This window comes from Magnetofaba australis IT-1 (assembly GCF_002109495.1).
GTDB classification, from domain to species: Bacteria; Pseudomonadota; Magnetococcia; order Magnetococcales; family Magnetococcaceae; genus Magnetofaba; species Magnetofaba australis.
The window spans coordinates 21,254-35,150 of sequence record NZ_LVJN01000015.1; the positions used below are offsets into that span (position 1 = coordinate 21,254).

The window sequence follows — 13,897 nt, forward strand, 5'->3', positions numbered from 1 at the left end:
TGGGAGGAGGACATTGATGATCAGTCCCCAGCGACGCAAAGAGATTATCGACTCTCTCCGCCGGGGAACGGTGCCTCAGCGGAGTCTGGACGCCTTTGCCGTGGGGCTCGATCGTTTTGAAGCTGCCTTGGAAGAGGAGTTGGCTGGCGTTGAACGAGGTCAGGGAGCGTTCAAGGCGGTGCGCGGCGAATATGGCAGCGGAAAGACCTTCTTTGCGCGCTGGCTCCAGGAGAGAGCCAAGAAAAAGGGCTTTGCAACCTCAGAGGTGCAGATCTCAGAGACGGAAACCCCATTGCATCGCCTGGAAACCGTCTACCGACGCTTAGTGGAGCGCCTCTCTACTTCGGATACGCCCAACGGCGCATTAAGACAAATTCTGGATGGGTGGTTCTACGCTCTGGAAGAGGATGTCCTGGCTGCAGGCGACGTGGTTGAGGATGATGAGAAGCAGCTTCTGTCCAAGACCAACGAGATGATGGAAAAACGCCTCTGGGAGATCACCCGGAGCGCCCCCGCCTTGGCCGCCGCCCTGCGGACTTATCGCGTCGCGCTTGCAGAGGATGATGCGGCCACCGCAGAAGGATTGATTGCTTGGATCTCTGGGCAACCCAATGTGTCCGCCAGCATTAAGCGCAAAGCGGGCATCAAGGGCGATATGGATCACTTTGGGGCCTTGAGCTTTCTACAGGGGCTGTTGGTCATCCTGCGCGATTCTGGTCACCCTGGGCTTCTGTTGGTGTTGGATGAGGTCGAGACACTCCAACGCGTGCGCACTGATGTCCGGGATAAGGGGCTCAATGCCCTAAGGCAGTTTATCGATGAGGTGGATTCGGGACGATTCCCCGGGCTCTACCTTCTGATCACGGGCACGCCCGCATTCTACGAAGGCCCACAAGGCATTCAGCGACTCGCGCCGCTGGCGCAGCGGCTTAATGTAGACTTCACCACGGATGCGCGTTTCGACAATCCCCGTGCAGTGCAGATTCGGCTGGCGGGATTTGATCTTCCCAAACTGGGGGAAGTCGGGCGGAATATTCGTGATCTGTTCGCTCAGGGAAGTGCGTCTGAAGAGCATATCCGCAAGATGGCCGATAATGCCTATGTGGATGTTTTGGCGCAGGCGGTGACGGGAAATCTCGGTGGGAAAGTGGGGATTGCCCCCCGCATCTTCCTGCGAAAGCTGGTCAGCGACGTGCTGGACCGAATCGATCAGTTCCCGGATTTCAACCCTCGGGAGCACTATGCTCTCACACTCAACGATAGTGACCTCAATGAGTCTGAGCGGAATGTGATGGGGGCATCGTCTGTCAACGACATTGAGCTTAGCATATGAGCTCGTTTGAAAACCTGCACCCAGCCGTACAGCATCACATTGTCAACTCACTGGGCTGGCCATCTCTCCGGCCTCTGCAAGAGTCCTCCATTGATCCCATCATGAAGGGGCGGAACGCGATTCTCCTGGCCCCAACGGCAGGGGGGAAGACGGAAGCCGCCATCTTTCCCATCTTTTCCCGCATGCTCAAAGAGAACTGGCAAGGGCTGTCTGTCCTCTATATCTGCCCGATCAAAGCGCTGCTAAACAATCTGGAACATAGACTTGAGAGCTTTGGTAACCTCATTGGACGACGCGTTGCCTTGTGGCATGGCGATGTAAAGGACAGCAAGCGTCTGAAAATCGCCAACGATCCCCCCGATATCCTGCTGGCAACCCCGGAATCCATCGAAGTGATCCTGGTTTCCCGTCGCATCGACCATCGGATTCTTCTCCAGAACGTTAAAGCTGTTGTCATCGATGAGGTTCACGCGTTTGCCGGGGACGACCGGGGATGGCATCTCCTCGCGCTTCTGGAACGATTGACGCATCTAACTGGCCGGGACATTCAGCGCATCGGCCTGTCCGCGACCGTTGGGAACCCCGAGGAGCTTCTACAGTGGGTTTCCGGCTCCTCCAAGTCCGAGGGACTGGTGATTAATCCGCCGGTGAGGGACGCCGTCAAGCCGGATGTGCAGGTGGATTACGTTGGCAACCTGAGCAATGCCGCCATTGTCATCTCCCGCTTGCACAGGGGAGAAAAGAGGCTGGTCTTCTGCGATAGCCGCAACCAAGTTGAAAAGCTCTCGGTGGAGCTGCGTGGTCTAGGCGTCGAGACCTACGTCTCCCACAGTTCGCTGAGTCTGGATGAAAGAAAGCGTGCTGAAGCAGCATTCTCACAAGGACAAGACTGTGTGATCGTCGCCACCAGCACTCTGGAGCTAGGCATCGATGTGGGGGATCTGGATCGAGTGATTCAGATCGATGCGCCCTTTACGGTCTCATCCTTTCTGCAACGCATTGGGCGCACGGGACGTAGGCCGGGAAGTAGTCGTAACTGCCTCTTTCTCACGACCTCCGAGGATGCTTTTCTCAGAGCAATGGGATTGATGCGACTTTGGGCGGATGGGTATGTGGAGCCGATCACTCCTCCGCCCTTGCCATTTCACATCCTGGCCCAGCAGATCATGGCTTTGGCGCTACAGGAATCCGGTATTGGCATACGAGCTTGGCGGGAACATATCTGTGGCATGCCTGGATTCGCAGAGATGGAGCTTAATGATCAGAATACAGTTCTCCAGCACATGCTCATTGAGGGGATTCTATTCGAAGATGGCGGGTTGCTCATAATGGGCGATGAGGGGGAAGCGACGTTTGGTCGGCGCAACTTCATGGAATTAATGTCCGTATTCCTCAGTCCCCCGATGTTTACCATCCTCCATGGTCGTAAGGAGATCGGGCAAGTTCATCAGAACTCATTCCAGACCAATAAAGAGGCGCCGGCGGTGTTAGCGCTGGCTGGTCAAAGTTGGCGCGTTACACACATAGACTGGAACCGGCATATTGCTTACGTTGAGCCTTCAAAGGAGAGAGGCTCATCCCGTTGGGTTGGCGGCGGTCAACCTATGTATTTCGAGCTTTGCCAATCTGTTGCTCAGGTATTAATGGGGCAGGTCGAAGGGATTGTCTTTTCAGAAAGGGGTCGATCTTTGTTAGGGGAACTCCATGATGAGTTTGAGTGGTTGGAGGCTGGGAAGACATTTTTAATCGACGAGGGGAAAGCCGCGATTCGCTGGTGGACCTTTGCAGGCGGGACCTTCAATGCCATGGTGGCCAAATGCATGAATCAAATGTCCCTTGTTACGCATTCGGACAATTACTCTCTGGCGATTCGTGGAAATGCGCAGAGTGAGCAGATCCGTACGGCGATAGCGTCCTGTTTGCAGCGGATGGAAAACTTAGACGCGGGAATCTGTGGAGGGGCCACATCTCCGTATAAATTTGATGAGTGCCTTCCCGTACGGATTGTTGAAAAGATGTTGGTCAGGAGAAACTCTGCGTTGGTCTTTACCCCGAAATACGTAGGCGCAATCTGGGCGGGACGCCGTAAACTCCCTGTTCAGGCGATTTGGCGCAACAGGTAGAACGTGATCTGAATCCGTTGTCACGACTTTGAAGCGGCGCTGCGCCTTGCAAACCAGCCCCAAGCCCCTTTTGATCCGAGCGACGCGACGACGACTGAGAATGGCGCCGTAATAATGCATCACTGAAACAGCTTGGATCGTCCAAAAATGGCGGTCCAAAAATCCCACACCAGAAAAAGACTCTCTAACTCAGAAAACTCAGTCATAGAGTTTCCGGGTCAGGGGTGGGAGGATGTATTCAGTGAGCATGTACAGAGAAGTGCGTTTGGCGGTAACCAGAGGCGGGATGAGCAAGCGCAAGGCGGCGGAGGCCTTTGAGCTGGATCCGCGCACGGTGCGCAAAATGATGGAGAACCCTGAGCCGCCAGGCTACCAGCGGAGCAAGCCGGTCAGATTGCCCAAACTGGGGCCGTTCACCGGGTTCATAGATCAGATTCTCAAGAACGAGTCTGGAGAAGATCAAGAAGGAGCGCCACACCGCGCAGCGGATATATGAACGGCTGTGCGATGAATACGGCTACGACGGGAAATATGGCGCGGTCAAGGAGTATGTGCGCGGCAAGCGTCTGCATCTGAAAGAGAAGTTTGTTCCCCTCAGCCATGCGCCCGGACACGCCCAGGTGGACTTTGGGCAAACGCACGGCGTGATCGGCGGCGTGGAGCGCAAGATCCACTTTTTCTGTATGAGTCTGCCCTACAGCGACGACAGCTTCGTTATGGGCTTCCCCGCGGAAACCACGGAAGCGTTTTGTGCGGGGCATAACGCCGCCTGTGATCACTTCGGCGGCGTTCCCCAAAGCATTCTGTACGACAACACCAGCATCGCCGTGGTCAAAGTTTACCGGGATGGTCGCCGAGATCTGACCGAAGAGATGATCCGGCTGCAATCCCATTACCTGTTCGATAGCCGCTTTGGCCGCCCGGCGCGAGGTAACGACAAAGGCAAGGTCGAGGGGCTGGTCGGCTACGCCCGACGCAACTTCATGGTCCCGGCTCCCCGCTTTGAATCGTTTGATGCGCTCAACGCTCACCTGCGCCAGAAATGCCTGGAGCGTCGTCAACAGACATTGCGAGGCTGTCAGCGGAGTATCGGAGAACGATTTTCCACAGACCAGGCGGCGTTCCTGCCGCTGCCGCCAATTCCCTACGACGCTTGCGAGAAGGTGAGCGCCAAGGTCACATCCCAGGCGCTGGTGCGCTATCGAACCAATGACTATTCGGTTCCGGTGCGTTATGGCTTTCACGATGTGCAGGTGCGGGGCTACATCCACGAAGTGGTGATCGCCTGTGGCGCTGAGGTGATTGCCCGGCATCCACGCTCCTATGCGCGTGAGGACGCCATCTATGACCCCTTGCACTATCTGGCGCTGCTGGAGGAGAAACCCAGGGCGCTGGATCAAGCCGCCCCGTTGCAAGGATGGGAACTGCCAGATGAGTTCGCCACCTTGCGCCGTCTGATGGAGTCCCGCCTGGGTAAAAAGGGCAAGCGGGAATATATTCAGGTTCTGCGCCTATTGGAGACGTTCTCCTTTGAACAGGTCCATTTTGCCGTGCAACAGGCGTTGAAGTTGGGCGCCATTGGCTTTGAGGCGGTCAAACATCTGCTGATCCGGCACATTGAACAACGTCCGCTCCGTTTGGATCTGTCCCGATATCCCTTTTTGCCCGAAGTGCATGTGGCGCGTACATCCGCCAGGGATTACGCCGCGTTGACGTCAGGAGAGCAACCATGAACGACTCTCCGCAGATCCTCCTGGCGCACCACCTCAAAGCGCTCAAACTGCCCACATTTTATCGAGAATATGAAAAGATCGCCAAACAGTGCGCGGCGGAAGGCGTTGATCATAGCCGATACCTGCTGCGACTGAGCGAACTGGAGTTGATTGAGCGGGAGCGGCGCATGGTGGAGCGACGTATCAAACAAGCCCGGTTTCCCACCATCAAGAGCCTGGACTCCTTTGATTTCCTGGCCATGCCCTCATTGAACAAGGTTCTGGTGATGGAGCTGGCGCGTTGCGAATACATTCAGCGCCGAGCCAATATCATCGCCTTGGGCAACAGCGGAACCGGGAAAACCCATATTGCGTTGGGATTGGGCCTGGCCGCCTGTCAGCAGGGGTTGGCGGTTGGCTTCACCACTGCCGCGTCGCTGGTACACCAGTTGATGGAGGCGCGCGACGAAAAGCAGCTGCAGCGTTTCCAGAGTCAGTTGAGTAAACACAAGCTGTTGATCATCGACGAATTGGGCTTCGTCCCACTCTCCAAAACGGGGGCTGAGCTGCTCTTTGAGGTGATCAGCCAGCGCTATGAGCAGGGTTCAGTGATGGTGACCAGCAACCTGCCGTTCGAGGAGTGGACGGAGGTCTTCGGCTCCGAGCGCCTCACCGGCGCCCTGCTGGATCGGTTGACCCATCATGTCCACATCCTGGAGATGAACGGCGAAAGCTATCGACTGAATCAAAGCAAACGGCAAAAGCGCGCTGCAGAAACAAAAGCTTCCTGCTCAAATAGCAAAACCGACCCTTCCTGAAACTGGCGATCCTGCCCACTTGCGGCTCCGGGAGAGGCGGACGCTCCGCTATCCCTGTGGAAAACGAAAACACGTTTCCCACAGGTCTGCCGCCTCTCCCTCATTCTGAATCTCAAGTGTGTTGAAAAGATGTTTTTGTTCGTTTTTTTAAAGACAAAGGAAAACGGCAAACCCCGTTGTGCGCTACGCGCCCAACCAATGCCCAAGTGATGCATTATTGCGGCGCCATGGTGCTGCATTTTTCGGGCGCCATTGACACAGTGGACCAAAGCAGTAATCCCGATTTGCCGGTGGTGGTGCGGATCTGCTTGGCAACGGGGGCCAGATGGGGCGAAGCGGAAGGGTTGTTGACAAGCCAACTGCACCGGGACCGCATAGAATTTCAGCGAACCAAAGGGGGCCGTAATCGCGTGGTTCCGGTCGATCTGGATTTGATGGCCATGATTGAAACTCGTATTCAGGAGCATGGCCATTTCCGCCCCTCGATGAACGCTTTCCGCACGGCGCTGGACAAGTCCGGCCTGGAGCTTCCCAAGGGGCAGTTGACCCATGTATTGCGCCACACCTTCGCCAGCCACTTCATCATGGCTGGGGGGAACATTCTGGTGCTGCAACGCATTCTGGGCCACACCACGTTGACCATGACAATGCGGTATGCGCATCTCGCCCCGGATCACTTGCTGGAAGCTGTGAAGCTCAACCCGCTAAAATCCGCGTTGACACTTTGTTGACAGTTTAGGGGAATTTACAGGGTAGTGAGCAGAGCGGAAAACGGTGCTAAATACTTGAAAAGATGGCGGAGGAGCAGGGATTCGAACCCCACGCATGGGGTTCGAATCCTTTTTTTATGCCTGCTCTGAGTCGGTCTATGACCATGAAAGGCAAGGGGCTTTGGCGACCATGGGAATTTGTGCCTGTGGGCATGCTTTGGCCCGATTTGGTTGCGCATAGTCACCGTATGGTCACAACTTGGTGGAAAGTGATGAGCCCTTTCTGTTTGCAATCTATTTGCACCATGCTAACATTGTCTGCATGTTCACCATCACGTATTCCAAACAAGCCGCCAGGGCGTTGACCCGGATGCCCGCCAACGAACGCAAGCGGGTACGCGGCAAGATTCGGGAGTACGCGACCAATCCCGATCAGCAGGCCAACAACGTCAAGAAGCTGCAAGGGCGGGAAGGCTACCGGCTTCGGGTGGGCAACTGGCGGGTGATTTTCACACAAGATGGCCGTGTGATGGCCATTCATGAAATAGGCGCGCGTGGCGGCGTCTATTGAAGGTGAGGTGAGTTATGGGCAAGCCGCAAATCATTGAGACCGCGTCCGGGGAAAAGCTGGCTGTGTTGCCCCTGGTGGAGTATGAGCGGATGGTGGAGGCTCTGGAAGAGAAGGCGGATATCCAAGCCTATGATGAGGCCATGGCGCGCGATGAGGAGTATTTCCCCGCCGAAGTCATCGACCGCATCGTGGATGGGGAAAACCCGATTCGTGTCTATCGGGAGTACCGTGGGCTGACCTTGGATCAGTTGGCCCAACAGTGCGGGCTCTCCAAGCCCTACCTGAGCCAGCTTGAGAACGGGAAGCGCTCTGGGGTTGAGGCTAAGCTGAAAAAGATAGCGCCAGCGTTGGGCGTTGAGCCTGATATGTTGTTGGTTTCGGAGTGAGAAAGGGGATTCCAAATGCGCACCATTCAATTGGCAGGCGGATCAAAGGCGGCAGCTTGGGGCGGGTCTGCTCTCTAATGCAGGTTCAGCGAAATGGGGCATCAAGCTTGAAAAGTTGCATTCAAGCCCCCGTTTCTCCAGAATGCACTTCTCAGGAATTTCCCCCTATGTATAAAGCGAGACAGCGCCATGGATGAACATAAGCGCCAGATTATCAATGAGATGGCAGATGATATCCGGGAGTCGCTTGGGTTGAGCGTTCCTGTGGATGTGCGTCAAGCTGTGGCTAAGCTCCAGGGGGAGATCAGGGAGCTTGGCTTCAAAGAGATGGCCTATGAAGCCACAGTGCATAAAAGCGATGAGTGGGGGTTTAGGATCAATTTACGTGAGGGCGTGAGCGAAGTCAGAGAGCGCTTTTCCATCGCCCATGAACTTGGGCACCTCTTCCTGCATATGGGCTTCGGTGTTAACTGGGAAAAGTGGAATACCATTGAGCAGGGGGACAACTCAGTTCGCACTAGATATGGAGCCACGGAGGCAGAATATGAGGCCAACGAATTTGCGGGGGCCTTTCTTATGCCTCAAGCCCAATATTTAGAGGTGTTTGACCAACACACTGATGCTGAACAGAGGGTAGACATCAAACGTGTTGCGCAGCATTTTGGCGTCTCTGAGCCTGCTGCAAGATTGAGAGGGCGCTGGCTGGGCGTGCTGGAGTGGGATTGACATGGTTAACCCCAAGAAAGCTCAAGTAGATGCGGCTCTGAGTAAGCGCAAGCATACAGACGCCGACAAAGAGTATGACCAAGCTCATAACGATGAAAATGCAGTACCGCCATCAGCACAGCTTTTTGTCTCATTGGACCTTGTAAACTCAACATCATTCAAGGCGCGCACCGAAAAATGGCCTGTAGCGTTAGATCGTTTCTATGTTAAAGCAGAAGAAGCTTTAGTGAGCGACGGTCAATTTCAGGTCTGGAAACATGTTGGAGATGAAGTGCTATTTCGCCTTCATATCCGTTCTCCAGAAGAAATTTTGTCCGCTATTCTGGAAACATACAATAAAATGAATGACGTAAAAGCAAAGTTAGATGCTTTGTGTGCAGAAGATGAGGATTTCCCCAGTGGTGTGTTAGATGTCAAAGGGACAGTTTGGATTGCATGCGTACGGTTCGAATCTGGTAACGAACGTCAAAATGATTCCCAAAATGATTGGAGCGCCATTCCAAATATTTCCCGTCAAGTTGGGGGGCAGCATCATATTGGCGCGCGGGATTTTCTGGGGCCACATATTGATGAAGGGTTCCGCGTTGCCAGTCATGCGGATAAGCGCAAACTGGCTATAAGTGCGACATTGATGGGGGTGTTGCGTCAAACTGCCAAGGGCAATGCAGAACTTGCAAACTTTCAAGTGGTTGAATATGCAAGGCTAAAGGGGATCTGGGGAGGGTTGCCCTATCCAATCATTTGGTATCATCACGATTGGAAACATATCGCCAATACTTTCCTTTATTTTGAGCAGTTAGAACCTGAGCTTAATGATCTGGGCGATTTCAAGGGAAAACGCTCTGTACGCAATGTGGGCAACGAGAAGAATGAAAAGTTAACCCGTCAGCTTGACGCAGCTTTAGTACACAATGAGGTTGATGAGTCTGTGAAGCAAATTCTTAGCGCCATCAACGATGCTCAGATGTTTCCTAACCATCCATTGGACAAGCGCCGTCAGTCCCCACGCGCCGAAGTGCATGTAGCAGCCATCGTATTAAATCGTAGGGGAGATAAAGTCCTTCTTTCAAAGCGCAAAGAGAACAAAGAGCAACTCAAAGGGAAATGGGAATTTGGTTGCGGCCAGCTTGTTCAAGGAGTGAGCCCTGTCGAGCAACTCAAAAAAGAATATCAAGCAGATTATGGCTTGGAAATCGAGGTGATTGGCGAAACCCCTGTAGGGGCTTACCTCTTTCCACGGAGTGTGGAAAAGATTCCGGGTTACCTCTATTTAGCAATTGCCCAAGAAAGCAGAAAAAATCCGCCAATATCGAGAAAGCATTCTGAAGTAAAATGGCATACCTCTAACCAATTGAAAGCTCTAAATCTCCAGGATTGTGTTCCAGATCTACATAAGAATATCTCGATAGCTCAGCGCAGATACAAAGAGTTGCGCCCCCCAAAGACCAAACAAGAGCCCCAGAGCCAGTGAACACTCATTCCCTGTTCTGAAGCGTCGCCAGTTTGCGCGCAGCGCCACGTTGGGCCGCTTGGCGTTCGGTATAGCGGGCCACCATGGCCGGGGTCTTCCATCCGCCCGCCTGCATCACGTCCGGCAAGCCCAACCCCACGTTCACCATGTCTTGCGCAGCGCCCACCCGGCATGAATGGCCAGAGATCTGGGCGGCATCCACGCCCGCCCGATCCGCCAGCCGCTTGAAGGCTCTGGCCACGCCTTGGGCGCTCAGACGCTTGTTGAGCCGGTTGGCGTTATCCACCCCCCGGAACACGGCCCCTTCGGTGATCTTGGCCAGCGCCAGCCACTCTTTGAGCGTGCGCATGCTGTCAGGAGCCAGATAGCGCACCGCGCCCGCCCCCTCTTGGTCCGTCTTGCTGCGCCGAATCAGAACGGTTCCCGAGCCATCGCCCACTTCCTCTATGTCTTCCACGTTGATGGCCACCAACTCCGAACGTCGGCACAGGGTGTCATAGGAGATGGCCAGCATGGCCACGTCGCGGGCGTCGCGGAATTGGCCGTTGTCGCCCTGCTCGATGAGCCGATCAAACACCGGGCGATTGATGGGTGAGGCTTGGCGCTGGCGCGTCCCTTTCTCCCGGTTCAAGCGCTTGACGGCCAGTTTGACCTCTTGAGCGGCGCACGGATTGTCAAAGCCCGCCGCCTTGTGCATAGCGCTGATGCTGGCGATGTAGCGGCGAATGGAGGCGGGCGCATGGCTCATGGCCATGGCATCTACGAAGGCCGCCACCGTCTCCCCCGATGCGGGCAAGGCATGATGGCCATGGGAGACGCACCACGAAGAGAAGAGGCGATTATCGTTGCGCCATGCCCTGACGGTGTTGTCTGAGAATGCGCCCCTGGCTTGCTGGGCATATTCGGCCAACCGCCCTTCCACCTCTTCCGGCGTGATGAGGCTCCCCCCGGCGTGCTTGAGCATCAGGCCCTTCTGTTCCGCTTCATTCACAGCCGCCCCCTTCATATGTGATCGTTAAGTGTAATTATCACTCACATTTGAGAGCCCATTTTACGTGGGTGAATCGGTGGCCGCAAGTCGATTCCGCGCCCGGTTCTGAGCAGGCGGATTGATGGCCACAGCGGCGGCCACGTCGTCATCTGATGGCTATAGCCAGGAACAGAGAGATGTGGCAAGCGCGCATGGCCATTCGCTTGGCGCGTTTGGGGGGAGATCGAGCGCCAAATGGACTTCCTGAGCCCTGAAAAGGGAATAAGATCTTTTCTCAACTAGGAGCCTATATTCCTCACATGCGAGGGGAGCGCATGCACATCCGTCCACTTACTTATATATCTATTTGAATTGTATAGATATAGATATATAGAGTGGACGGAAAGTCAGGAAAAGTGGACGGAATAGAAAATTCCTTGGACGGGCTGGAGTAGTGCAATGGACGGAATAGAGGCTTGGCCGGACTGACTAGACGATGATTGCAAGCGCAATCAAAAAATCGCTATTCCGTCCACCAGACACCCTATTCCGTCCACTGGACAGAATCACTCATATACATGTTTTTACTTAGTAAATTTCTTATTCTTAGCAGATTGTGGCAAAAGGGTGGACGGGTTCCGTTTTGCATTCCGTCCAGGCCTAACTATATGTAATAAGTCTAGAATCTTCGCTTCTGGACGGAAAAACGAGATTTTCGCATCTCCCCCCCCTATATATTTATTGCTGAGATCCCTTCTTCAGGGCCAGTCCTGGCGCTAAGGAATGGGCGCGCTCTACCCATAGCGCAAGGGCGGGCAATCGCAGATGGCGCGCTTATGGAAATCCTTGCATGAATAACATGTTATACGGAAATTATGGCGGTGAATTGCGCAGCGCGGTGCGCGCACAATGCCGATGATTGGGCAAGCTGCGCGCATTGGAAGCATGCGCCCCGCTCACGAACTCCAATGATCCCCTGCCAGGGCATCCCAGCAAATGAGTATGAGGAAGATGGCCATCAGCGAAGCCACCCAGCCCAAGCCGTAGAGGATGGCCAGAGCTATGAGCGTGCCCAAGGAGAGGTCAAGTTCAGGTGGGGAGCCGCTTAGCCAGAACAAAAGCCCAAGCAGGGTGACCGCCCCGGCGTGGATGCTGATTCGATAGGCTGTCATGACGCAGGCTCCCTCAAAGCACTGGGATTGCTATCGGGAAGGATGAAAAGGACAGGTTCAGTTTAGCAAAGAATTCTTCTGCTTGATGCAAAGATTGCGAAAAATCTCATCAATATCAAACAACTCGAAAGATAGGCCGGGATGCTTTTGCGATGGCTGGCTGGGTAGCCTGATGGGGCGTGTTCATCGGGGCGGGCGTCTGACTCTGGGCGTTCGCCTCTCTCCTTTCCCAGCCGATCATTTCAAACCATGGCCGCGAAACCACCGCCGAAGTATCGCTATGGCTCAGGCCATATCCGCCGCATTGCAGAGATTGCCGGGCATGACGCCGCCATGAAGATTGCATTGGAGTTGGGCGGCAAACAACTCTATATCCCAACTGATCCAACCAACTCCAGACTTGAAGCGTGTGTGGGCGAAGAGGCGGCGGCAGCACTCTCAACGGCGCTGGCGGATGAAGTGATTGAAGTGGCTTTTGAAAACAGAACTTTGGCGCGCTGGCTCTTTCAGGCGGGATGGAGTATGGCAGATATCGCCAACCGCTTGCGCGTCTCTCGTGTAAGCATCCGGCAATGGCTGAAGGGCAACGTCAAACCTTCACCGCTCAACGATCTGGTGGAATAGCCGTTCTCTTGGGGGAGTGATAGGGAGTGTCGGCGGGCGGTGGGGCCTCCCAGTCCGGCCAAGCCGGAAACCCCACATAGCACTCCGCAGCATGCTGCGTGTTACGACCGGGAGATTCATCACCGTGTCGCGCCCGCCGACACTTCAACTTATCTCACCCCATGAACCATTCCAGACAAATACTTCTTGGGTTCTGCCCTTCACCCACATAAGATTGTGTTTGGCAGTCCATCATGGTCATGAAAGCACTCCGGGGTTTGTGCGCCCAAAGGAACCATGGGGCGGGAGGTGATGCCCGGACGTCGCCTCCCATTGCCTGATTGACTGGGCATCAGGGGGGCAGTTCCCGCCAGGATATCCCACTCCCACCCCTGGCTTGACTTCAACGTGGCGGCGTTGAAGCCATCGCATAAAAAACAAAGCCGGGAGGGCTCATGCCTTCCCGGCTTTGTCGTTTCTTAACCCGTGCGTGTCATTTGCGCTTGGCGTCATGGGCGGTTTTGAATGCGTTATACATGGCCGTGGGGGCGGATGTCTGCCGTCGCTTGTTGATATTGCTGTTCTGGTGATTGCTCCGTATGCGGTCGCCGAAATAGCGCTCAGCCCATTCAAAATCTTGATATACATACGGATCGTACGAGTAGGCCGCCCAGCGGCCAATGAGGGCGCAAATCCAGTCGGCGCATTGCAGAGTCTGGTACAGGTGGCTTTCTACCTGAAATGGCAACTCAATAAGTGTTCTCACTTCATCAGAGCCAAACATGGCTTGCGCCGACTCTCTGACCATCTCAGTGCGCTGTTGATGCTGATCCATAACCAGAATGAGCTTATCGTGTGTTTTGGAAAGATGAGAGTCGATTAGCTTCAATGATTTCTTGAAGTTACCTATATAGATCTGGAGCGTTTTATGCTCCTCTGGGCGCATGTACTTTTCCACGCCGGAATAGAACACATACCCGTCCATCTCATGGATTTTATTGAGCAACCTGAATGTGAATCGCCTTAGTTCTGGATAGTTATGGATGTTTTGCGATGTGTAGAGGGACGCGCCTTTTTTCTCCCATCGTCCTGGATGCTCGCCGGACCGCTTAATTTCCCAGTCAAGCAGTTCATTCTTCCGCTGGTAGAACCAAGAACCAAAAGGGCGTGCCGCGTTCCATGGCAATACAATGCCGCCAAATCCAAACACTGGGCTTGTATTGTATTTCAGATGGCTGCGAGAGACGAATTGGCCGTCATGACCGAACTCATCCAGATAGGCGATATAGAGCATGGAGGAAC

12 protein-coding genes and 2 pseudogenes are annotated in these 13,897 nt (G+C 54.5%); 10 read left to right on the top strand and 4 right to left on the bottom strand.

All coding sequences use genetic code 11. From position 1 onward, the window contains the following. Positions 1–16: 16 nt before the first annotated feature. Together brxD and MAIT1_RS02390 are read left to right on the top strand one after the other, a co-directional pair. Positions 17–1,333 carry a BREX system ATP-binding protein BrxD gene (gene brxD / locus MAIT1_RS02385; RefSeq protein ID WP_085440422.1) on the top strand — a complete coding sequence of 439 codons (1,317 nt, stop codon included), beginning with the start codon at positions 17–19 and terminating at the stop codon, positions 1,331–1,333. Next, complete coding sequence (locus tag MAIT1_RS02390; protein WP_085440423.1) at positions 1,330–3,456, top strand: DEAD/DEAH box helicase; 2,127 nt, start codon at positions 1,330–1,332, stop codon at positions 3,454–3,456. Before brxD ends, MAIT1_RS02390 begins: the two co-directional genes overlap by 4 nt. Here MAIT1_RS02390 and MAIT1_RS22180 read toward each other — a convergent pair. Then, positions 3,391–3,558: pseudogene (locus MAIT1_RS22180) on the bottom strand (IS3-like element ISMasp3 family transposase); the annotation flags it as partial. The gene MAIT1_RS02390 and the pseudogene MAIT1_RS22180 sit on opposite strands and share 66 nt — an antisense overlap. 130 nt (positions 3,559–3,688) lie before the next feature. On the opposite strand from MAIT1_RS22180, the pseudogene istA reads away from it, so the two are divergent. The 7 genes and pseudogenes from istA to MAIT1_RS21415 all read left to right on the top strand — a co-directional run bounded on the left by istA (position 3,689) and on the right by MAIT1_RS21415 (position 9,850). Next, a pseudogene (gene istA / locus MAIT1_RS02395) lies at positions 3,689–5,189 on the top strand (IS21 family transposase). Next, on the top strand, positions 5,186–5,986 hold the full coding sequence (gene istB / locus MAIT1_RS02400) for an IS21-like element helper ATPase IstB (RefSeq protein ID WP_085440234.1): 801 nt from the start codon (positions 5,186–5,188) through the stop codon (positions 5,984–5,986). Before istA ends, istB begins: the two are co-directional and overlap by 4 nt. Before the next feature lie 227 nt (positions 5,987–6,213). Next, positions 6,214–6,717 carry a tyrosine-type recombinase/integrase gene (locus tag MAIT1_RS02405; RefSeq protein ID WP_198947779.1) on the top strand — a complete coding sequence of 168 codons (504 nt, stop codon included), beginning with the start codon at positions 6,214–6,216 and terminating at the stop codon, positions 6,715–6,717. Positions 6,718–7,018: 301 nt separating this feature from the next. Continuing rightward, the gene (locus tag MAIT1_RS02410; RefSeq protein ID WP_085441204.1) at positions 7,019–7,267 is read left to right on the top strand and encodes a type II toxin-antitoxin system RelE family toxin; all 249 of its coding nucleotides are present in this window, start codon (positions 7,019–7,021) and stop codon (positions 7,265–7,267) included. A 14-nt stretch (positions 7,268–7,281) separates the two neighbouring features. Beyond that, entirely contained in the window at positions 7,282–7,653 is a 372-nt protein-coding gene (locus MAIT1_RS02415; RefSeq protein ID WP_085440425.1) for a helix-turn-helix domain-containing protein, read from the top strand. A 189-nt stretch (positions 7,654–7,842) separates the two neighbouring features. Beyond that, a complete protein-coding gene (locus tag MAIT1_RS02420; protein ID WP_085440426.1) occupies positions 7,843–8,379 on the top strand; it encodes an ImmA/IrrE family metallo-endopeptidase in 537 nt (178 codons plus the stop codon). A gap of 1 nt (position 8,380) precedes the next feature. Then, entirely contained in the window at positions 8,381–9,850 is a 1,470-nt protein-coding gene (locus tag MAIT1_RS21415; RefSeq protein ID WP_143814612.1) for an NUDIX domain-containing protein, read from the top strand. Between the two features lie 4 nt (positions 9,851–9,854). Here MAIT1_RS21415 and MAIT1_RS02435 read toward each other — a convergent pair whose 3' ends face one another. Both MAIT1_RS02435 and MAIT1_RS02440 read right to left on the bottom strand, forming a co-directional pair. Further along, the gene (locus MAIT1_RS02435) at positions 9,855–10,841 is read right to left on the bottom strand and encodes a site-specific integrase (RefSeq protein ID WP_158089264.1); all 987 of its coding nucleotides are present in this window, start codon (positions 10,839–10,841) and stop codon (positions 9,855–9,857) included. Positions 10,842–11,776: 935 nt separating this feature from the next. Further along, complete coding sequence (locus tag MAIT1_RS02440; RefSeq protein WP_085440430.1) at positions 11,777–11,992, bottom strand: hypothetical protein; 216 nt, start codon at positions 11,990–11,992, stop codon at positions 11,777–11,779. Positions 11,993–12,241: 249 nt separating this feature from the next. Between MAIT1_RS02440 and MAIT1_RS02445 the strand changes: the two genes are divergently transcribed. Continuing rightward, entirely contained in the window at positions 12,242–12,616 is a 375-nt protein-coding gene (locus MAIT1_RS02445) for a helix-turn-helix domain-containing protein (RefSeq protein WP_085440431.1), read from the top strand. A gap of 472 nt (positions 12,617–13,088) precedes the next feature. Here MAIT1_RS02445 and MAIT1_RS02450 read toward each other — a convergent pair whose 3' ends face one another. After that, the gene (locus tag MAIT1_RS02450) at positions 13,089–13,889 is read right to left on the bottom strand and encodes a DUF3800 domain-containing protein (protein ID WP_158089265.1); all 801 of its coding nucleotides are present in this window, start codon (positions 13,887–13,889) and stop codon (positions 13,089–13,091) included. Positions 13,890–13,897 lie beyond the last annotated feature (8 nt).

Coding starts and splice junctions, on each gene's coding strand:
- brxD (WP_085440422.1), top strand. CDS start 17: ATGATCAGTCCCCAGCGACGCAAAGAGATTATCGACTCTCTCCGCCGG.
- MAIT1_RS02390 (WP_085440423.1), top strand. CDS start 1,330: ATGAGCTCGTTTGAAAACCTGCACCCAGCCGTACAGCATCACATTGTC.
- istB (WP_085440234.1), top strand. CDS start 5,186: ATGAACGACTCTCCGCAGATCCTCCTGGCGCACCACCTCAAAGCGCTC.
- MAIT1_RS02405 (WP_198947779.1), top strand. CDS start 6,214: ATGGTGCTGCATTTTTCGGGCGCCATTGACACAGTGGACCAAAGCAGT.
- MAIT1_RS02410 (WP_085441204.1), top strand. CDS start 7,019: ATGTTCACCATCACGTATTCCAAACAAGCCGCCAGGGCGTTGACCCGG.
- MAIT1_RS02415 (WP_085440425.1), top strand. CDS start 7,282: ATGGGCAAGCCGCAAATCATTGAGACCGCGTCCGGGGAAAAGCTGGCT.
- MAIT1_RS02420 (WP_085440426.1), top strand. CDS start 7,843: ATGGATGAACATAAGCGCCAGATTATCAATGAGATGGCAGATGATATC.
- MAIT1_RS21415 (WP_143814612.1), top strand. CDS start 8,381: ATGGTTAACCCCAAGAAAGCTCAAGTAGATGCGGCTCTGAGTAAGCGC.
- MAIT1_RS02440 (WP_085440430.1), bottom strand. CDS start 11,992: ATGACAGCCTATCGAATCAGCATCCACGCCGGGGCGGTCACCCTGCTT.
- MAIT1_RS02445 (WP_085440431.1), top strand. CDS start 12,242: ATGGCCGCGAAACCACCGCCGAAGTATCGCTATGGCTCAGGCCATATC.
- MAIT1_RS02450 (WP_158089265.1), bottom strand. CDS start 13,889: ATGCTCTATATCGCCTATCTGGATGAGTTCGGTCATGACGGCCAATTC.